14 protein-coding genes are annotated in these 19,970 nt (G+C 72.5%); 9 read left to right on the top strand and 5 right to left on the bottom strand.

Translation table 11 applies throughout. The annotated features are described in order from the left end of the window. Positions 1 to 121: 121 nt before the first annotated feature. Both OVA02_RS05250 and OVA02_RS05245 read right to left on the bottom strand, forming a co-directional pair. Complete coding sequence (locus OVA02_RS05250) at positions 122 to 337, bottom strand: hypothetical protein (RefSeq protein WP_056048999.1); 216 nt, start codon at positions 335 to 337, stop codon at positions 122 to 124. Then, positions 334 to 4,101: an AAA family ATPase gene (locus OVA02_RS05245; protein WP_159827284.1), complete on the bottom strand. Its 3,768-nt coding sequence runs from the start codon at positions 4,099 to 4,101 to the stop codon at positions 334 to 336. Before OVA02_RS05245 ends, OVA02_RS05250 begins: the two co-directional genes overlap by 4 nt. 274 nt (positions 4,102 to 4,375) lie before the next feature. Between OVA02_RS05245 and OVA02_RS05240 the strand changes: the two genes are divergently transcribed. Further along, on the top strand, positions 4,376 to 4,777 hold the full coding sequence (locus OVA02_RS05240) for a hypothetical protein (protein ID WP_056049005.1): 402 nt from the start codon (positions 4,376 to 4,378) through the stop codon (positions 4,775 to 4,777). 330 nt (positions 4,778 to 5,107) lie between these two features. Continuing rightward, positions 5,108 to 5,314, top strand: coding sequence for a YegP family protein (locus tag OVA02_RS05235; protein WP_267659381.1), 207 nt, complete (start codon positions 5,108 to 5,110; stop codon positions 5,312 to 5,314). A gap of 30 nt (positions 5,315 to 5,344) precedes the next feature. On the opposite strand, the gene OVA02_RS05230 is transcribed toward OVA02_RS05235, so the two are convergent. Next, positions 5,345 to 6,187, bottom strand: a complete 843-nt coding sequence (locus tag OVA02_RS05230) for a sulfurtransferase (protein WP_267659380.1) — start codon at positions 6,185 to 6,187, stop codon at positions 5,345 to 5,347. Positions 6,188 to 6,280: 93 nt separating this feature from the next. Here OVA02_RS05230 and OVA02_RS05225 point away from each other — a divergent pair, with 93 nt between their 5' ends. Continuing rightward, a complete protein-coding gene (locus tag OVA02_RS05225) occupies positions 6,281 to 7,249 on the top strand; it encodes an epimerase (RefSeq protein WP_267659379.1) in 969 nt (322 codons plus the stop codon). A 50-nt stretch (positions 7,250 to 7,299) separates the two neighbouring features. Here OVA02_RS05225 and OVA02_RS05220 read toward each other — a convergent pair whose 3' ends face one another. Next, complete coding sequence (locus tag OVA02_RS05220) at positions 7,300 to 7,731, bottom strand: Lrp/AsnC family transcriptional regulator (RefSeq protein ID WP_056049014.1); 432 nt, start codon at positions 7,729 to 7,731, stop codon at positions 7,300 to 7,302. Between the two features lie 149 nt (positions 7,732 to 7,880). Here OVA02_RS05220 and OVA02_RS05215 point away from each other — a divergent pair, with 149 nt between their 5' ends. From OVA02_RS05215 to OVA02_RS05200, 4 genes are all read left to right on the top strand, one after another. Continuing rightward, positions 7,881 to 8,912 carry an ornithine cyclodeaminase gene (locus OVA02_RS05215; RefSeq protein ID WP_173153009.1) on the top strand — a complete coding sequence of 344 codons (1,032 nt, stop codon included), beginning with the start codon at positions 7,881 to 7,883 and terminating at the stop codon, positions 8,910 to 8,912. 204 nt (positions 8,913 to 9,116) lie between these two features. Continuing rightward, complete coding sequence (gene ctlX / locus OVA02_RS05210; protein ID WP_267659682.1) at positions 9,117 to 10,013, top strand: citrulline utilization hydrolase CtlX; 897 nt, start codon at positions 9,117 to 9,119, stop codon at positions 10,011 to 10,013. 298 nt (positions 10,014 to 10,311) lie between these two features. Beyond that, on the top strand, positions 10,312 to 11,352 hold the full coding sequence (locus OVA02_RS05205; RefSeq protein WP_056049019.1) for a TerC family protein: 1,041 nt from the start codon (positions 10,312 to 10,314) through the stop codon (positions 11,350 to 11,352). Positions 11,353 to 11,567: 215 nt separating this feature from the next. Next, entirely contained in the window at positions 11,568 to 12,020 is a 453-nt protein-coding gene (locus OVA02_RS05200; RefSeq protein WP_267659377.1) for a DUF6314 family protein, read from the top strand. A gap of 94 nt (positions 12,021 to 12,114) precedes the next feature. Here OVA02_RS05200 and OVA02_RS05195 read toward each other — a convergent pair whose 3' ends face one another. Next, positions 12,115 to 12,363: a glutaredoxin family protein gene (locus OVA02_RS05195; protein ID WP_267659376.1), complete on the bottom strand. Its 249-nt coding sequence runs from the start codon at positions 12,361 to 12,363 to the stop codon at positions 12,115 to 12,117. Between the two features lie 272 nt (positions 12,364 to 12,635). Between OVA02_RS05195 and OVA02_RS05190 the strand changes: the two genes are divergently transcribed. Together OVA02_RS05190 and OVA02_RS05185 are read left to right on the top strand one after the other, a co-directional pair. Next, entirely contained in the window at positions 12,636 to 14,135 is a 1,500-nt protein-coding gene (locus OVA02_RS05190) for an MFS transporter (RefSeq protein WP_159827305.1), read from the top strand. Positions 14,136 to 14,396: 261 nt separating this feature from the next. Next, a complete protein-coding gene (locus OVA02_RS05185) occupies positions 14,397 to 19,832 on the top strand; it encodes an Ig-like domain-containing protein (RefSeq protein WP_267659375.1) in 5,436 nt (1,811 codons plus the stop codon). Positions 19,833 to 19,970: the final 138 nt, after the last annotated feature.

Below are 19,970 nucleotides of genomic sequence, written 5' to 3'. Positions count from 1 at the left end.
TCCAAAGGGCTCCGACAGCCCGTGAACCCCGAATGCGACGATGAACCCCCCGGAATCGGGGTTCATCGTCGCATTCGTGGTTCATGCCGACGTCGGGCGCGCGTCGCCGCCCGGGGCCGACTCAGCCCCAGTGCGGCGGGACGTCGGCACGCAGTCGCTGGTCGTTCTCGCTGGACCCCTGCCGAGCGGGTTCGGGAGCGGGCGTCGGGTCGCTGCCCGGCACCGGGTCGGTGCTCACGCGACGCCCGGACCGCCGACGCACCACCAGGGGGCTCGGCTCGGCCGCCTCGAGGGCGTGAGGGGCGTCGCCCTCGGACGCCGCGCCTCCTGCGGTCATCGACGGTTGACGTGCTGGCTGGCCGACAGGGCCGGCACCTCGTGCGTGTGCGAGTCACCGATGCCGAGCACCTCGGCGACGCGTTCGGCGACGGCGTCGGGATCGGTGAAGAGCTGGAACGCGTGCACGCGGATGTAGTGCCAGCCGAGCCGCCGCAGCACCTCGGGACGCGAGCGCAGCGACTCGCGCAGGCTGGTGCGCGAGAGCGTCGTGTCGGTCTCGATCGTGACGCAGACGCCGTCGTGGGCGGCGACGAGACCGAGCTTGCCCCGGTGCCCGAGCGCGACGGGGATGCCCTTGACCTCGAGCCGACGGGCCAGGTCGACGAGCATGGGCTCGCTGTCGTCGGGGACGTGCTCGGCCGACGTCCTGGCCTGCACCTCGGTGAGGATCTCGCTGAGAGCGACCGTTCCGTGGCCCATGCGACTCGAGTCGATGTCACCCGGCTGGAAGCAGGTGACGATGACCATCGAACGACGCGCACGCGTCATGGCCACGGCCAGCAGGCGCTCACCACCCGGCTGGCCGAGCGGCCCGAAGTCGCTGAGCACGCGGCCGTGCGGGGTGCGGCCGTAGCCGATCGAGAACACGACGTGGTCGCGGCTCTGCGCGACGCTCTGCTCGAGGGTGGCGATCATGAACGGCTCGCTGCGGTCGCCCACGACGAACTCGGTCAGGTCCTTGTGCCCCGAGACGGCGGTCAACACGGCCTGCTGGACGCGGATGGCGTGCTTGGCCGACGCCGTCAACACCATGAGCGACTCGCTCGGGCGCGTGCGGGCGTGTTCGAGGACGAGGGACACGACGCGGTCGACCTCGGCGTCGACGCTCTCGACGGCGCCGGACTCGGGATCGGGGACGGCGGTGCCGCCCGAGACGTAGTCGAGCGCGATGCTGCCGTGGCCGAGGAAGCTGCCCGCCCAGGGAAGGGACTCGATGCGACCGCCGTAGAAACGACGGTTGACGAGTTCGGCGAGGTCTTCTCCGCCGGCACGGTAGCTGCGCGTGAGGGAGAGCGTGGGCAGCAGGGTCGCGAGGCGCGCCAGGGCGCTCTCGGAGTGCGACGCGGCCAGGGCCTCTTCGTCCGCGTCGACGGGCGGCTTGCCCGGCACGACGCCGATGTCGAACTCGGACGGGGTCTGGGTCACGGGGTCGCCGAACGCGACCGTCTGCTTGCCCCGACGGATCGCCCCGACGTTCTCGGCCAGGGTCGTGGCCCCGGCGTCGACGAGCACGACCGTGTCGAACGGCACGGTGTCGGCGATGGTGTGGACCTCGTACGGCGACGCGACCCAGACGGGAGCGATGGCGCGCGACAGGTGCGGGGCCGCGTCGTGCAGCAGGCGAGCGGTCAGGTGGCCCTGACGCAGCAGGCCCTTGAGCGCCGACGCCTCGTCGGGCCAGTCCACCAACCCGATCTTCCAGTTCTCGGCCAGGAGCCACGCGAGCAACTGGGCGCTGCCCGCGGCGTGGGCCTCGTCGACGAGGCGGAAGTCGGCCTCGAGTCGGTCGAGCATCGCGGTGTTGGCGCCGAGCAGGGCCCGGTCGGCCTCGAGCAGCGACTCCAGCGCCGAGCGCCACCAGGCGAGCTCGAGTTCGGCCGCGACCTGGTGCTCCGGCACGTGGCGGTTGGCCAGGTCGGTGATGAGCGGGGTCAGTTCGAGGTCGCGCAGGGTCGTCATGAGCTCGGTGCGCTCTTGGAGGTTCTGCAGGACGTCGCTCTCGGCGGCGAGGGCCTCGAGTCGTTGCTGCAACTCGACGATGCCGATCTCGGTGAGCCCGTCGTCACCCGTCAGGCCGAGGGGGCCGTCGAGGCGCTCGAGGTCTTGCGACACCTGCTGGTGCAGCACGTGCGTGTCGGCGATGCCCGTCGGCACCTCGGGCGGGGTGCCCGCCGACACGTAGCGCTGCCAGACGACGCGTTGCTGCTGGATGCGCTGCAGCGCACCGTGCAGGTCGGCGATGTGGACGCCGGGTCGCACGTACTCGCGGGCGAGCTTCTTGAGCCGACGGCGGTTGGCGCTCGACATGTCGGGTGCCTCGCGCTTCGGCGCCGTCGCGGCGACGAGCTCGGCGACCGAGCGGTCGAACACGACGGGCATGAACTTGTCGAGGGTGTCGCGGATCTCGGTGAGCAGGCGCAGGTAGACGCCGAGCTCGGCGACGCTCTCGAACGGGCGCATGCGCGTGCTGCCGATCACCTCTTCGGCGCGCTCGAGCAGACGCGGCAGGTCGCGGTGGTGGAGGTTCTTGGCGAGCTGGTGCGCGTCACCGGCCCCGACGCTCTCGGTGAAGCGCGCGCCGTACCAGGGCGAGTCGCCCGGGCCGTACTTGAACTCGCCCAGGTTGGCGGCACCGACCATCGTCTCGGCGACGCGGCCACGACCGTCGACCATGGCGGCGATGCTGCGTCGGCTGAGGCGGGCGGTGGTCGCCGGGGCCGCGGGCAGCAGGGCCAGCCGCGAGAGCTCGGTGAGGCAGTCGAGCACCGAGACGCCGAGTTCGGGGTCCCGGCGGCTGAGGGCGCCGCGGTAGTCGACGAGCACCTTGCGGAGGCGCACGAGGGCGTCGTCGACCTCACCCATCTGCGGGTGGGTGGCCTTCTCGTTGCGGGAGATCGACCGGATCACGTCACGACGCAGCGTGGTCGGGCTGACGGCGACGCCCGGCAGGCCGACCTCGGCGAGACGGCTGGTGATGCCGCGCAGGGTCGCCCGGCGGGCGCTGACCACGAGGACGCGCTTGTTCTGCGACACGAGACGACCGACGGCGTTGACGATGGTCTGCGTGCCACCGGTGCCCGGCAGGGTCTTGACGACGACCGAGTTGCCGGCGGCGATCTGGGCCACGACGTTCTCTTGCTCGGGATCGGCGTCGAGCAGCAGGGTGTCGGTCTCGGGGCTGCGCTCGTCCTGGGGCGTGGCGGTGGTCGGGCGGTAGGCCTCTTCGACCTGACGGATGGCCATCGGGTTGCCGGCGAGCGCGTCGAGCACCGGGTGCCCCAGCTCGCGGGCGTCGAGGGCCATCTCGGTCGAGACCTCGGTGAAGGTCGAGACGACCAGGCGCGGCTGCACCGTGAACCACTCGAGGTGGGCGGTCAGCCCACGGAGCCGGTCGATGACCGGGTTGGGCGTGAACGACCCCTCTCGGCTGGCGAGGGAGACGAAGGACTCGGCGTCGAGCGTGATGCCGAACTGGTCGTGCAGCGCGTCGACCAACGCCGGGTTGAGGAAGGGCTCGCCGAGCAGCTTGACCTCGAAGTCACGCCCGTGGCGACGGATCGCCAACGGCCGCAGCAGCACGGGCGCCCGGAAGTCTTCTCCGGCGAAGGACCAGGCGGCGACGCCGATGGCCAGGTGGACGGCGTCGATGCCGCGGACCGTGCTCAGCTCGAGCCCCTTGGCGGCGATCTCACCGGCCGCGGCACGGGCCGTGCGCAGGGCGAGGTCGTCGCGGATCAGGCTGGAGAGCAGGGTCGTCTTGCCCGTGATGAACTGCGCGAGGCCACCGGGGTGGGTCGTGCTCAGCTCGATGCGGGACCGCTGCGAGTCGCCGAAGTGCAGCAGCGTGGAGGGGCCGCCCACCCGGCGGAGGGACTCGCGCCAGGTGTTCCAGACGGGCTCGGCCACGTTGCCCAGGGACTGCCCCGGGTGCCCGAGGCTGACGGCGTGGGGTGTGATCACGCCCGTGGGCGCGCCGGTCGGGACGGCGACGGAGTCGTTCTCGTCGTCGTCGTTGTCATGCTGTCTGTCGGCTCGCCACACCCTGACACCTTAAGCGGTCCGCCCCGACAACTCCCGGAGGACGGGCGGTTCCACCGCGAGTCGCCGTGGGGCGCCACCCCGGCGCCGGCGGACGCATCGGCGACACCTGATGCCCATCGACGGTCGTGTTACACCATCCGTCATCATGCGCGACATGATCGGTTACGTGAGTTGTCGTCATAACCGTGCGCTCGTACGTCACCGTACAGTACGGTCATCACGGGGGCTATTCAATGAGCCGACACGACACCGTGTCTCGACACCAGGAGCGCACATGCCTTTCGAACAGAAGTACAGCGACGAGACGCGAGAGAAGTCGCTCGCCCGGGTGCTCGAGCGTCGCGAGGCCGAGCCGGGCAACCGGTCGATCATCCGCGAGACGGCGTCCGAGTTCGAGGTCGGCGAGCAGTCCCTGCGCGGTTGGATCCGAGCCCACGAGCGGGCGACCGCCCCCACGCCGGCACCCGACGACGCGGTCGAGAGGGAACTCGACGTCACCTCGGACGACGACGAGCCCGCCCCGTCGACCACCGCGGCCCCGCGCCGAGGTCGCCCCCCGGGCTCGGGGTCGGCTGCCACGGCCGAACGCGTCGCCGAGCTCGAGGCGGAGGTCGCCAAGCTGCGCCGCGACCGCGAGGCCCTGAAGGGCGCCATGGCGGTCCTGCTGGCCGACTGACCCGGCACCCGAGACCCGCGGCCACCGCCCGGGACGACGAGAGCGCCCGACCCCGCGACTGCCATCCGGGGTCGGGCGCTCTCGTGTGCTCGGTGCGCGACCGAGACGGACCGGTGCGGCCGCCCGGTCTCGGAGGGGGGACGAGACTCGCGGGCGGCCGCACCGACTCACACAGTGTGACAGTTGGAATTTCACATGTCAAGTGGTCGCCGGTGGCCGACCCGCGGGAGGCGCCACCCGACTCCGCGACGCGCGTGGCCTCCCGCCCGGGGTGCGGCCCTATGCTGTCGCCACGCAGAGCGCGTGCACCACTTCGTGCAAGGGGACCCCATGGCAGGCACCTTCGTCGTCACCCAGGACGCCTCGGGCGATTACCGCTTCGCCCTCACCACCGGCAACGGCGTGGTCATCGCCTCCTCCGAGGGCCATCGCCAGAAGGGCGCGGCGATGAACGCGATCGACGACCTGCGACGAACCGCCGTCGACGCGGTGGTCGACGATCGGACGACCGTGCCCGAACCGGGTCACGCCGACTGACGGACCGCGCCCCGGCGACCCGGGCGCGACTCAGTCGGGGCGGTCGCCGGTGGCGACGGGTCGCGACGGGTCGTTCGACCAGGCGCTCCACGACCCGGCGAAGAGCACGGGGTCGAACCCGGCGATCGTCGCGGCCAGGGCGTTGTGGGCCGCCGTGATGCCCGACCCGCAGTAGACGGCCACCGGCGTCGCCGGAGTGACCCCCGCCTCCTCGAACCGGGTCCGCAGCGCGGCGGCGTCGACGAAGCGGCCCGACGGGTCGAGGTTGCCCGCCGTGGGCAGGTTGACGGCGCCCGGGACGTGACCGGCCCGCGGGTCGACCGGTTCGACGTCGCCGCGGTAGCGCTCGGCGGCCCGGCTGTAGACCAGCACGCCCGTGGAGGGCCACGCGGACGCCTCGTCGGCGTCGATCACGGGCCACGGATCGTCGCCGAGGGTGACGTCGCCGGGCACCACGTCGGCGTCGCCCCGCTCGAGGGGCAGGCCCGCGTCGGTCCAGGCCGCGAGCCCGCCGTCGAGCAGACGCACGTCGGCGACGCCCGAGGCCCGCAACAGCCACCACGCGCGGGCCGCGGACTGCCCGCCGAGGTCGTCGTACACGACGACGGCGTCCCCGTCGCGGAGTCCCCACCGCCGGGCGGCGGCCTGCAGGTCGGCCCGGTCGGGCAGCGGATGACGCCCCTCGACGGGTTCGCCGTGACGGGCGAGCTCGGAGTCGAGGTCGACGTAGACGGCGCCGGGCAGGTGCCCCTCGCGGAAGGCGGGGCGGCCGTCCGGCCGGTCGAGCCGCCACCGGACGTCGAGCAGGCGCACGACTCCCCCGCCCGTCAGGGTGGCGTCGAGCTCGGCGGCGGTCACGAGGGGATGGCTCATGCCGACGAGGCTAACCGGCGTCCCACAGGTGAGGACTTCTCGACGTCGAGGGACCGCGCCGACGGAGACCGTCCGGTCCCCTAGTTTGAGCCCATGACCGACCACATCGTCCTCGCCGGAGCCAGCGGCTTCATCGGGCAGCACCTCGCGGCCGCGTTCCGCGCCGAGGGTGCCCGCGTCAGCCTGATCGGCCGCCACGGGCCCGACGCGTCGTGGGGTGACACCGCCGGCATCACCGCCCTGCTCGAGGGCGCCGACCTGCTCGTCAACCTCGCGGGGAAGAGCGTGAACTGCCGCTACGGCCCGGAGAACCGCGCCGAGATCGTGCGCTCGCGCGTCGAGACCACGCGCGAACTGAAGGAGGCGGTGCTCGCGTGCGCCGCGCCTCCTCGGGTCTGGATGAACTCGTCGACGGCGACGATCTACCGCCACGCCGAGGACCGCCCGATGACCGAGTCGGACGGCGAGATCGGGTCGGGGTTCTCGGTCGACGTGGCCACCGCGTGGGAGGCCGAGTTCTTCTCGGGCGAGCTGCCCGCCACCCGCCGCGTCGCCCTGCGCATGGCCATCGTGCTGGGCGACGGCAGCGCCCTCGTCCCCCTGATGAACCTGGTGCGGGTCGGCCTCGGCGGGCCGCAGTTCGACGGACCGTGGCCGGCCACCCGGGCGCGGCTCGCGGCCGGCACGTACCACCACGAGGGTCGCGGCGGTGGACGGCAGAAGTTCAGCTGGATCCACGTCGACGACGTGCTCGGGGCGATCCGGTTCGCCCGTGAGGACTCGTCCGTCGAGGGCCCGCTCAACCTGTCGTCCCCGAACCCGAGCGACAACCGCACCGTGATGCGCACCCTCCGCCGCGTGCTGGGCGTGCCGTTCGGCCTGCCGGCCTGGCGCTGGATGCTCGAGCTCGGCACGGCCGTGCTCCGCACCGAGACCGAGCTCGTGCTCAAGAGCCGGTGGGTGCTGCCCGAGCGCCTTATCGACGGCGGGTACGAGTTCGTCCACCCGCATCTCGACGAGGCCCTGAAGACCATCGTCGCCGGGAGGCGCGGCGCGGCCTGAGCACCCCTGGTGCGACCCGACCGAGGACGGCGGCGCCGCGCAGGTGCCGGTCAGCGGAGGACGGAGCTGAGCAGCAGGCTGGTCTCGCTGTTGACGACGCCCTCGACGCTGCGGATGCGGGCGAGCACGCGGTCGAACTCGCCGAGCGACGACGTGCGCAGCTCGGCGACGAGGTCCCAGCCGCCGTTCGTCGTGTGGAGCGACGCCACCTCGGGGAACCCGCGCAGCTGCCGGATGACGTGGTCGGTCGACCGCCCCTCGATCTCGATGAAGCCGATCGCACGGATGAGGTCGGGATCGTCGGCCTCGCGCACCCGCACGGTGTAGCCGAGCACCGTTCCCGACGCCTCGAGTCGGTCGAGCCGTGAGGTGATCGTCGCCCGCGTCACGCCCAACCGCCGCGCGAGGCTCGCCGCCGACTCGCGCGCGTCGACCCGCAGGGCCGCCAGGAGGCGCCGGTCGAGTTCGTCGAGATCCGCCATGGATCGAAACGTACAGCACGACCGCGCACAACGGGTGATCGGGCGTGCGGAATGGCGCTCGATGGTGATTGTGGCTGCACATCGCCCAGTCCTAACGTGGTGCCACCCGGACGCGACGACCGAGCCGGGCCGAGCAGGAGGAGGTCGCCGTGGTGCGCTTCGTGGACGTGCAGAACATGATCCGATGGGTCACCGACCGCGGGGTCGGCCCGATCACCAGCGGCATGGTGACCGCCCTCGAGCGCGACTTCGCCCGGTGGCCCGCCTTCGACAAGTCGCCCCGCGTCGCCTCCCACAGCCCCATCGGCGTCATCGAGCTGATGCCGGCCAGCGACAGCGAGACCTACGGCTTCAAGTACGTCAACGGCCACCCGTCGAACCCGGGCCGCGGCTACCAGACCGTCACCGCGTTCGGCGTGCTCGCCGACGTCGACACGGGCTACCCGACCTTCCTCGCCGAGATGACGATCCTCACCGCGCTGCGGACCGCCGCCACGAGCGCGATGGCCGCCAAGCGTCTCGCCCGGGCCGACTCGCGCGTGCTCGCCCTGATCGGCGCCGGCTCGCAGGCCGAGTTCCAGGCCCTCGCGATGCGCTCGACCCTCGGGCTCGACACGGTCCGCGTGTTCGACGTCGACCCCGGCGCCACGGCGAAGTTCGTCCGCAACCTCGAACCGCTCGGCTTCGACATCACGGTCTGCGCGAGCCCCGGTGAGGCGGCCGACGGCGCCGACGTGATCACGACCTGCACGGCCGACAAGCAGAACGCGGTCGTCCTGCCCGACGAGGCCGTCCGCCCCGGCGTCCACGTCAACGCGATCGGCGGCGACTGCCCGGGCAAGACCGAGCTCGACCCCGCGACGCTGCGCCGGGCCGACGTCTTCGTCGAGTACCCCGAGCAGACCCGCGTCGAGGGCGAGATCCAGCACCAGCCGGCCGACTTCGCCGTCACCGAGCTGTGGCAGGTCGTCGCCGGGCAGCGCCCCGGGCGCACGAGCGACGAGCAGATCACGATCTTCGACTCGGTCGGCTTCGCCATCGAGGACGTGTGCGCCCTGAAGTACCTCCGACAGGACGTCGTCGGCACCGACTACGCCGTCGAGATCGACCTCGTCGCCGACCCCGACGACCCGAAGGACCTGTTCGGCCTCGTCGCCGCCCGCCGACCCGTCGGCGCCTGAGTCCCCGACCGCCCCGGACCGCACCCACCGCAGAAGCCGCGCCGAGACCGTCGTGACGACCGTCGCTCCCCCGCCCCTCGCCTCCTCGTCCCCGGCGACCGCCGTGGTGACGCCGCCGGCGTCCCCGCACTCCGCGCCTCCTCGCGCACCCGAAGCGCCGACGAGGAGGCGCGGACGGCCCTCCAGTCGCCCGCCGCGGTCGTGATGGTGCGGCCGCACCACTTCACGCCGAACCCGCAGACCGCGGCCGACAACGCGTTCCAGACCGACCCGGCCGAGGTCGACGCGACCCGGGCCCAGCTCGCGGCGCGCGCGTTCGACGAGGTGACCCGGGCGGCCGAGGCACTGCGCGCGGCGGGCGTCACGGTGCACCTCGTCGACGACGAGCGGACCGACCGGCCCGACGGGGTGTTCCCGAACAACTGGTTCTCGACCCACGACGACGGCCGGGTGGTGCTCTACCCGATGCACTCGCCCAACCGTCGGGGCGAGCGACGCACGGACGTCGTCGACCTGCTGCGCGACCGGTACCGCGTCACCGAGGTGCTCGACCGTTCCCCGCTCGAACGGCGCGGGATCGTCGTCGAGGGCACCGGGGCGCTCGTCCTCGACCACGTCGGGCGCGTCGCCTACGTCGCGCTCTCGCACCGGGCCGAACGGGCTGCCGTCGCCCTGGTCTGCTCCGACCTCGGCTACGAGCCCGTGACCTTCACCGCGACCGACGCGACGGGCGTGCCGATCTACCACACGAACGTCATGATGAGCGTGGCGTCGCGGTTCGCCCTGGTCGGTCTCGAGTCGATCGCGTCCCCGAGCGAACGGAGGCGCGTGGTCGAGCGCCTGTCGGCCTCCGGACGCGAGGTGGTCGCCCTGACCCGCGCCCAGCTCGGCGAGTTCGCGGGCAACGCGCTCGAACTGGCGGGGGCCGACGGGCCCGTGCTGGCGATCTCGGCACGAGGATGGGCGTCCCTCACCCCGTCGCAACGCCGCACCGTGTCGCGGCACGCCCGGCCACTGCCGCTCGAGGTGCCGACGATCGAGCTCGCCGGCGGGTCCGTGCGCTGCATGCTCGCCGGGGTGCACCTGCCGTCCCGGTCGTAGCCGGGGCGCCTCCTGCCTCGGTGCCGGCCGGGGCATCGGCCGCCCCGGTCGTAGCCGGGGCGCCTCCTGCCTCGGTGCCGGCCGGGGCATCGGCCGCCCCGGTGACGCGGGTGCGGGCCTTGCACGCACTGCAGCTTCTCAGCACTGTCACGGTCGCTTGAGGGCACGCCCCCAGCGGACCCCCACGTACCGTCGTCTCAGGAGCCTTTCCGCTCGTCACGAGCCTTCTCCGCTGTCCGGCCGTTCGCGCCGCTCAGCCCGACCCGCCTCATCAGCCCGACCCACCCGGAGCATCCCCGTGGACGTCTCACTGACCACCTGGCTCATCACGATCGCCGTCACCATCGCGTTCTTCGTGTTCGAGTTCTTCACCCACGTGCGCAAGCCGCACGAGCCGACGATCGGCGAGTCCGCCCGCTGGTCGGCGTTCTACATCGGCCTCGCGCTGCTGTTCGGCGTCGGCATCGGCTTCGTGAGCGGCTGGGGCTTCGGCGGCGAGTACTTCGCCGGCTACCTCACCGAGAAGGCGTTGTCGATCGACAACCTGTTCGTCTTCCTGCTGATCATGACCGGGTTCGCCGTGCCGCGCATGTACCAGCAGAAGGTGCTGATGATCGGCATCGTCATCGCGCTCATCATGCGTGCGGGCTTCATCGCCGCCGGCGCCGCGCTGATCGAGAACTTCTCGTGGGTCTTCTACCTCTTCGGCGCCCTGCTCTTCGTGCTGGCCTACCAGCAGATCAAGGGCGACCACGGCGGCAACGCGGCCGACAACGCCTTCGTCAAGATCGCCCGCCGCGTCCTGCCCGTCGATGACGAGTTCCACGAGGACAAGTTCACCGTCAAGAAGGGCGGCAAGCGCTTCGTGACGCCGCTGCTGCTCTGCGTGATCGCGATCGGCTTCGTCGACCTGGTCTTCGCCCTCGACTCGATCCCCGCGATCTACGGCCTGACCAACGAGGCGTACATCGTCTTCACGGCCAACGCCTTCGCCCTGATGGGTCTGCGCCAGCTCTACTTCTTGATCGGCGGGCTGCTCGAGCGCCTCGTGTACCTGTCGCAGGGCCTCGCGATCATCCTCGCGTTCATCGGCGTCAAGCTCGTCTTCCACGCCCTTCACGTCAACGAGGTGCCGTTCATCAACGGCGGCGAACCGCTGCTGTGGGTGCCCGAGATCCCGATCTGGTTCTCGCTGCTCTTCATCGGCGCGACCATCACCGTGGCCACGATCGCCAGCCTCGCCAAGACCCGCGGCGACGCCCAGAAGGCCAAGCGCGACGAGGTCGACGGCGAGAAGGTCACGGTCGCCAAGGACTCGGACGACCCTACCCGCCACTAGGCACCCGCTCGCACTGCACCGCGTTTCGTCCACCGCACCACCACTAGTCGGGGTGCGGTGCACGAAACGCGGTGTGGTGTGTCACGAGCGCGCGGCACCACGCCGCCACGCCACCGCGACTTGGTCCGTCGACGGCCGTGCGCGAAGATCGGGTGTCCTCCCGCGGTCGTCGAGGGGGACCGCCTGAGAGGGGTTCTCCGTGGTCGTCGATCGACATGCCGGCTGAGACGCTGGCGCTGCTGCTCGGCCGGTGGTCCGTCACGCGCGAGATCGACGACCACCGCACCGGCGAGCACGCCCGGTTCGACGGGACAGCCACGATCGAGGAGGCGCGGGCGGGCTCCGACCTCGTGGCGACGTACGACGAGGCCGGCGTGCTGGTCGTGGCCGACCGGCGGACACCCGCCACCCGGCGGCTCGGCTACGCGGCCCGGGGTGACGGGTCGCTCGACGTGCGCTTCGCCGACGGCCGGCACTTCGTCGACCTCGACCTACGGTCGGGGGCCTGGGAGGCGCACCACCCCTGCGCCCCGGACGCCTACCTGGTCGAGACCCTCGTGCTCTCGCCGACGTCGTTCGAGGAGCGGTGGACGGTGCGCGGGCCGGCGAAGTCGTACGACGCGCTCACGACGTACGAGCGCGTCGCCGGGCATCCCGCCACGAAGTGAACGACCCGCCACACGTTCGCGTGGCGGGTTGTTCACTTCGTGGCGCGGTGGAGGGTCGGCGCGTGCCGCGGTGCCGCGGTGCCGCGGTGCCGCGCTAGAGCTTGGCGGCGAGCTCGGCGTCGGTCGGCTCGACCAGGTGGCTGCCGTCGGGGAAGACCACGACGGGGATCTGCGTGCGACCGCTGACGGCGTAGGCGCGGTCGGCACCGTCGGCGACGGCCTCGAGGTCGACGTAGTCGTAGGCCACGCCCTCACGGTCGAGCAGCGCCTTCGAGCGGCGGCAGTCACGGCACCACTCGGCGCCGAACATCAGGATGCGGTCGGGGGCGGCGTCGGTGCTCATGGCGACCAGGGTACGCGCGGTGACGGGACGCGGGCACGCCACCCGCGCCTCCTCGTCCCCGACCGGTCTCGAGATCCGGTCCGGGAATCCGGCCGGACGCCGGATCGCCGCCCGGTTCGCTCGCCGCGAGCGAACGTCGTTCGGTTTCTCGTTCGGGGGCCTTGCGAGCCCCCGGGGGTGGCATGTCACACTGGAGGAGCGCCCTCGTCGTGGAGTGGCAATCCCCCCAATCCACCCGCCAGCAGCATGGCCCGCGACGAGTGTGCTGCATCGTGCAGACCGGGGTCGACCACGAGTCGGCCGCCGAGGTCCACGATGCCCCCGACGAGATGATCGTCGTGCGCACGCGCCCCGGGCCCGGAGGCATTCCCGTGACCGACACCCTTCAGCGCCCGCCCCAGACCTCGAGCACGCCCGCCGTGCGCACGCCCGCCGCCGCACCTCCCCCGCGCTCGTCGTCGACGCATCCGCGCGACACCCGCCCCACGCCCCAGCCGCACCGCCTGACCCCCTCGGGCGTCGTCGGCATCGCCGTGCTCGGCCTCGCGACGTTCTTCGCGATCACCACCGAACTGAGCCCGGTCGGCCTCCTCTCGACCATGAGCACCGACCTCGGCGTCAGTGAGGCGCGCATGGGCGTCGTCGTCACGGTGTACGCCGTGGCCGTCGCCGCGTTGGCCCTGCCCCTCACCTGGGCCACCGCACGCTTCCCCCGCAAGGCCGTGCTCGTCACGACCCTGGTCGGCTACACGGCCTCGAACCTGATGGTCGCGCTCGCCCCGAGCTTCGGCGTGCTGCTGACCGGCCGCGTGGTCGGTGGCATCGCGCACGCCCTGTTCTTCTCGGTGGCCTCGGCCTACGCGACGCGCATCGTGCCGCCGCGCCTGGCGGGCCGCGCCATCGCCTTCGTCTACTCGGGCAGCTCGCTGGGCTTCGTCGTCGGCGTGCCGCTCGCGACGACGGTCGGCGACCAGCTCGGCTGGCGTCCCGCCGTGGGCGCGGTCGCCGTCGCCACCGCGGTGCTGGCCGTCGTGGCCGCGCTGTTCCTGCCGCACGTCCAGGGCGAGTCGTCGCCGCACGTCGGCTCGGTCCGCTCGTGGGCACGCTCGGGGCTGCTCGCCGTGGTCGTGGCCGACCTCATGCTCTTCGCCGGCCACTACGTCGTCTACACGTTCATCGGCCCGTACCTGACCGGGGCCGGCCTCGGCGAGGACCTCGTCGGCGGCGCCCTGCTCGTGCTCGGCGGCACGGGCGTGGTCGGCCTGCTCGCGGCCGGCGCGTTCGTCGACCGGGCACCCCGGCAGACGCTGATCGTCGCGGTCGCGGTGATGATCGGCGCCCTCGCGGCCCTGCCGTTCGTGCACGGTTCGCTCGTCGGCACCTTCGTCGTCGCGGGGCTGTGGATGGCCGCCAACGGCACGACCGGGACGCTCTTCATGGCGGCCGCGATCCGCACCGGCGGGGTCAGCCCCGACATCGCGGGCGCGCTGATCAACGCCGGCTCGAACGTCGGCATCGCCGCCGGTGCCGCGATCGGCGGGCAGGTCTACGGCATGTCGGGCCTCGCCACGGTGCCGTTCGCCGCCGCGGCCATCGTCGCGATCAGCCTCGTCGTGATCGTGGCGGGCCGACGCGGGTTCCCGCTGACCGGTCACGCGCAGGCGACCCTGTCGACCTCGTCGCTCGCGGTCATCACCTCGTCGGTGGCGGTCGTCACGACGTCGATCCCGACCGTGGGCCAGGGCCGCGGCGGGCGGCGCCCCCGCCGGTAGGACGCAGGAGGCGCGGGTCGCGTCCTCGGCACCGCCATCCGCCACCCTGTACCCCGATGTCCCCCACAAGGCGGACGAAATCACCCCTGCTCTGGGGACTCCACTCGACAAACGAGAAGCTTTATTGTCGAAGCATCCACTTCCGTGGAGCCCCCGTACCCGTGGGGGCGACACGCGGGCACCTGAACCCCCGCGTGTCGAGCAGGACCGACGTCCGACCGGATCCGACCCGGCCGGACGCCCCCACCCGAGGACACCCCCATGTCGCTTCTCCGCGCCTCCGTGCGCCCCCGTCGTCGCGCCCTCTCGTTCGCGGCCTTCGCCACCGCCTCCCTGCTGGCGGCCGTCGCCGTGACCCAGGCCGTCTCGCCGGCGCCGGCCCAGGCCGCCGCAGCGCTCTCGTGCGACCAGAACACGATCTACGCGACGGCCGGTCAGGGTCAGTTCGTCGCCATCAACGTCGCGGCCAACACGGTGTCCGACGTGATCGCGGGGACGGCGAACCCGTTCTCACCGGCCAACAACGGTCTCGGCGTCGGACGGAACGGCCTCGACGCCTACGCCTTCACCAACGGCGCGGCCAACAACTCGAACGGCAACACGCTCGCGCGCTACGACTCGGCGGCCGGGGCCGTCACGACGGTCGCCAACGCGAACCCGTCGGGCGCACCCGCCTCGACCCTGCGGGGCGCCGTCAACCCGGTGACCGGGATCTACTACTACGCGACCGGTGGCGACCCGTCGACGATCTCGGCGTACGACCCGAAGACCGGGGACAAGATCGGCGTCGTCGGCCGCATCCCCGGCCTGCAGGCCGGCAACGGCGACTTCGCCTTCAGCACGCAGGGGCTGCTCTTCGTCGTGGCGAGCAACGCGGTCTACCGACTGAACGACGAGACGATCCCGACCACGGCCGGCACCACCTCCCTCGCCGCCACCAAGCTGACCGACCTGCCCACGGGCACCAACAGCCCCGGCATCGCCTTCTCGTCCGACGGCTACCTGTACGTCTCGTCGGGCATGCAGATCATCAAGCTCGACTCGAGTTCGGGTACCGAGGTCAGCCGCATGACGACCCCGGCCATCAGCAACATCACCTCGTACTCCGACCTCGCGAGCTGCAACTACGCCAACACCCTGACGGGCAAGGCGGACGTCACGGGCCGCTGGAAGTCCGGCGACCAGTTCGCCCTCAAGGTCGACGGCGGCAACCTGTCGTCGCCGTCCACCGCGACGACCTCCGGCACCGCGAACGGAGTCCAGGCCCAGAAGGCCGGCGCCGCGCTCGCGATCCCGGCCCGGACGTACACCGTCTCGCAGACGGCGGGCAACAGCTCGACGCGCCTCGCCGACTACTCGACGACGTACCGCTGCGCGAACGTCACCGACGACGCGACCGTCGCGTCGGGCTCGGGCAACACCGCGCAGTTCACCTTCCCGGCCGCGACCAGCGCCGACGGCACCGACGTCGTGTGCACCTTCGCGAACACCGTGGCGGCGATCTCGGCCGCAGCCTCCGACGACACCGGGACCACCGCCTCCGGAACCTCGCTGAGGGTCGGCGCGCCCGGCGTCCTCGCCGACGACGCGGGCACCGACCTGACCGTGACGTCGAACACGCAGCCGGCGCACGGGCAGGCCACCGTCGCGGCCGACGGCTCGTACGTCTACACGCCCGCGACGGGCTTCTCGGGAACCGACACCTTCCAGTACACGACGACCGACGGAGGCGGTGGCACGTCGACCTCGACGGTCACGATCACCGTCACCCCGGTGAGCAGCGACGACGTCGCGACCGCCCGTGCCGGCCAGGCCCTCGTGGTCGACGCGGCCTCGGGCGTCCTGGCGAACGACTCGGGCACCGGTCTGACCGCCGCCGTGGCGACCGGACCCTCGCACGGCTCCCTCGTGCTCGGTCGTGACGGCTCGTACCGCTACGTCCCGGCCGACGGGTTCTCGGGCACCGACACCTTCACCTACACGGCCACGGACTCCGAGGGCGCGAGCACCACGAGCACGGTGACCGTCACCGTGCTGCCCTCCGCCGTCGACGACACGGCGACCGCCGCCTCGGGCACCCCGACGACCATCGCCGGCAGCGACCTGACGAGCAACGACGACGGCCTCGACACGACGGTGACCGCGGTCTCGACGCCCGGGCACGGCACCGCCTCGGTGACGCCCTCCGGCGACGTCGTCTACACGCCCGCGGACGACTTCTCGGGCACCGACGCCTTCGACTACACCGTCACCGACGGCCAAGGCGGCACCGACACCGCCACGGTCACCGTGACGGTCGCCCCCCGCGCCTCCGACGACTCGGTCGACGCCGTGGCGGGTGCTCCCCTCGACGTCCCGGCCGGCCGTGGCCTGCTGGCGAACGACGGCGGCACCGGCCCCCTGACCGCCGCGGTCGCCACCGCCCCCTCGCACGGCACCGTGGTGGTGTCGCCGGACGGCTCGTTCGTCTACACGCCGGAGAAGGGCTTCTCGGGGACCGACTCGTTCACATACACCCTGACCGACGGCAACGGGGTCACGAGCACCGCGACGGCCAGCGTGGCGGTCGCCCCCGAGGCCGTCGACGACGCGGTTCAGGTCACGGCGGGCGGCAACGCCCACCTCGACGGCCCCGGCGTGCTGGGCAACGACTTCGGAACCGGCCTGACGGCCGCGGTCGAGACCGGGCCGCAGCACGGCACGGCGACCGTCGCCACGAACGGCGAGTTCGACTACACGCCGGCGCCCGGCTTCTCGGGCACCGACACCGTGACCTACCAGGTCACCGACGCCGCGGGTCGCACCTCGACCGCGACGGTGACGATCACCGTGAAGCCGGTGGCCGTCGACGACGCGGCGACCACGCCGAACGGCACCACGGTGACCACGCCCGCCTCGGCCGGACTGCTCGCCAACGACCTCGGCACCGGGCTGCGCGTGACCGACCACGGCACGCCCGCCCACGGCGCCGTGACGGTCGACGCCGACGGCAGCTGGAGCTACACGCCGGACGCCGGCACCTCGGGCACCGACTCGTTCGAGTACCAGGTGACCGACGCCTCGGGTCAGACCGCGACGGCTCGCGCCTGGGTGATCGTCGGCGACCTCGCCGCGGCCGACCAGGGCACCGCCACCGCGGGCCGACCGCTGTCGGTCGACGCCGCGAAGGGCCTGCTGTCGAACGACAGCGGCACCGGCCTCTCCGGCGCCCTCGACGGCGCCCCCCGCCACGGTGACGTGACCGTCGCGAAGGACGGCTCGTACGTCTACACCCCTGCGACGGGCTTCTCGGGCACCGACACCTTCACCTACACGGCGACCGACGCCGAGGGGCAGAAGAGCACGGGCATCGTGACCGTCGTCGTCGTGCCCGACGCCGTCGACGACGTCACGTCGACGAAGGCCGGCACCGCGGTCACCGTCGCGGAGCCCGGCGTGCTCGGCAACGATCTCGGCACCGACCTGCGCGCGGAGATCGTCGACGCCCCGACCCACGGCACGGCCACGATCGCGGCCGGCGGCACCATCACCTACACGCCTGCCGACGGCTTCTCGGGCACCGATCAGCTGACCTACCGCGCCGCCGACGCATCCGGCGGTTCGGACGTCGCGACGGTGACGATCCACGTCGGTCCGATCGTGGTCGACGACTCGCCCGTCGGTGGCACCGTGGCCGACCAGCCCCTCGTCGTGGACGCCGCGCACGGGGTGCTCTCGAACGACAAGGGCACCGACCTGACGGCGAAGGTCACCGACCAGCCGAAGGCCGGCACCGTGACCACGGGCCCCGACGGTTCGTACACGTACACCCCGAAGCCCGGCACCTCGGGCAAGGACACCTTCGGCTACGAGGTCACCGACGGCAACGGCCAGAAGGGCACGGGCACCGTGACCATCGTGGTCGCCCCGAAGGCCGTCGACGACGTCGCCACCGTCGTGGCCGACGGTCACGTGACGGTCGCCGCCCCCGGCGTGCTCGGAAACGACGTCGGCTCCGGCCTGACCGTCACCGCGGTCACTCCGGCGCCGCACGGCACCGTGACGGTCGCGCCGGACGGCACGTTCGACTACACGCCGGCCCCCGGGTTCTCGGGCGACGACATCGTGGTCTACACGGTCACCGACCGTGACGGCGGAACCGACGCCGCGACGGTCACCGTCACCGTGACGCCCCGCGCGATCGACGACCGTTACACGACGCCCGCGGCGACCACGCTCTCCGTGCCGGCCCCCGGCCTGCTCGTGAACGACCTCGGCACCGGCCTGACCGTGACGAGCGTCGGCACCCCGGCGCACGGCACGATCGTCACCCAGCCGGACGGTTCGGCCGCCTACACGCCGGAGGCGGGCTTCTCGGGCACCGACCACGTCGAGTACACCGCGACCGACGCGTCGGGCCGCGGCACGAAGGCCGTCGCCACGATCGTCGTCGGCGCCCTCGCCGTCGACGACGCCGGCGCCACCCGCGCCGGTACGCCGCTGACCGTCGATGCCACGCACGGCGTCCTCGCGAACGACTCGGGCAGTTCGCTGACCGCGACGATCGACGGGCGCCCCGCCCACGGCACGGTCGACCTGGCGAAGGATGGTTCGTACGTCTACGCGCCAAAGCCCGGCTTCTCGGGTGTCGACGCCTTCACCTACACGGCCACCGACGCCGAGGGTCAGATCCGCACGGGCACGGTCACCATCACGGTGCTGCCGACGGCGGTCGACGACGGGGCCTCGACCCCGGCCGACACGACGCTGACCGTGGCCGCCCCGGGCGTGCTGGGCAACGACCTGGGTACGGGACTGTGCGTCACCGGGACGGGCACCGCCACCCACGGCACGGTCACCATCGACGCCGGTGGTCGCCTGGTCTACGCGCCGACGACCGGCTACTCCGGCCCGGACGCCGTGACCTACGCGGTCGCCGACCGTGACGGCGGCACCGCCACCGCAACGGTCCGCATCACCGTGGGCGTCAAGGCCATCGACGACGAGGGCACGACGATCGCCGGTCAGCGCCTGGTCTCGGGCAAGGTCGGCGGCGTGCTGGGCAACGACGACGGGTCGGCCCTCTGGGTCGCCCTGGCCTCGAAGCCCTCCCACGGCACCGTGACGATGACGCGCGACGGCTCGTACGAGTACGTGCCGGACGCCGGTTTCGTGGGAGCAGACTCGTTCGACTACACGGCGACCGACGCCTCGGGGCAGACGTCCCGGGCGACGGTGACCATCACGGTTCTGGGCGCGGCCGTCGCGGTCGACGACGAGCAGCGCGGCACGACGGACCACCCGGTCGCCGTCGACGTCACGGCGAACGACGCCCCCACCGAGGGTGCGACCTTCGACCGCGGCACCGTCGTGATCGTCGACCCGGCCACCGGTGACGGAGTCAGCACGCTGACCGTGCCCGAGCAGGGCACCTGGACGGTCGTCGACGGAACCGTCGTCTTCACCCCCGCGAAGGGCTTCGACTCCAAGGCGTCGGTGCAGTACCGCGTGACCGACACGGCCGGCGAGACGGTCCAGGCGGTCGTCACGGTGTCGTTCCCGATGATCCTGTCGGCGACGCAGCTGGCCTTCACCGGCAGCGCGTCGGTGCTCGGCATCGCCGCCATGGCCCTGCTCGGGGTCGCGCTCGGCCTGGCGCTCTCGCGTCGCGGCCGTCGCGTGGTCGGCCCGATCCGAGGCCGTCGCCGGGCCGAGTAGCCCCCGACGCGCCGACGTCCCCGTCCGCCCACCCCTCCTGCCGAGGGGGCGGGCGGGCGGGGACGTCCGTCGCACGGCAACTGCCGCGGAACGCTCTCGGCGGCTCCGCAGCACGCGACCCCGCCGGGGGTGTCATCC

Origin of the sequence: Frigoribacterium sp. SL97 (assembly GCF_026625765.1) — a bacterium.
Taxonomy (GTDB): domain Bacteria; phylum Actinomycetota; class Actinomycetes; order Actinomycetales; family Microbacteriaceae; genus Frigoribacterium.
The sequence above is the reverse complement of the archived record's forward strand: the minus strand, read 5'-3'. Positions and strand labels throughout refer to the sequence as shown.

What these genes read in the sequence shown, in the direction of transcription:
- OVA02_RS05220 (WP_056049014.1), bottom strand. Translation starts at nt 7,731, where the DNA reads ATGGCGGATCTCGACGAACTCGACCGGCGCCTCCTGGCGGCCCTGCGG.
- OVA02_RS05235 (WP_267659381.1), top strand. Translation starts at nt 5,108, where the DNA reads ATGGCAGGCACCTTCGTCGTCACCCAGGACGCCTCGGGCGATTACCGC.
- OVA02_RS05230 (WP_267659380.1), bottom strand. Translation starts at nt 6,187, where the DNA reads ATGAGCCATCCCCTCGTGACCGCCGCCGAGCTCGACGCCACCCTGACG.
- ctlX (WP_267659682.1), top strand. Translation starts at nt 9,117, where the DNA reads ATGGTGCGGCCGCACCACTTCACGCCGAACCCGCAGACCGCGGCCGAC.
- OVA02_RS05250 (WP_056048999.1), bottom strand. Translation starts at nt 337, where the DNA reads ATGACCGCAGGAGGCGCGGCGTCCGAGGGCGACGCCCCTCACGCCCTC.
- OVA02_RS05200 (WP_267659377.1), top strand. Translation starts at nt 11,568, where the DNA reads ATGCCGGCTGAGACGCTGGCGCTGCTGCTCGGCCGGTGGTCCGTCACG.
- OVA02_RS05225 (WP_267659379.1), top strand. Translation starts at nt 6,281, where the DNA reads ATGACCGACCACATCGTCCTCGCCGGAGCCAGCGGCTTCATCGGGCAG.
- OVA02_RS05240 (WP_056049005.1), top strand. Translation starts at nt 4,376, where the DNA reads ATGCCTTTCGAACAGAAGTACAGCGACGAGACGCGAGAGAAGTCGCTC.
- OVA02_RS05195 (WP_267659376.1), bottom strand. Translation starts at nt 12,363, where the DNA reads ATGAGCACCGACGCCGCCCCCGACCGCATCCTGATGTTCGGCGCCGAG.
- OVA02_RS05185 (WP_267659375.1), top strand. Translation starts at nt 14,397, where the DNA reads ATGTCGCTTCTCCGCGCCTCCGTGCGCCCCCGTCGTCGCGCCCTCTCG.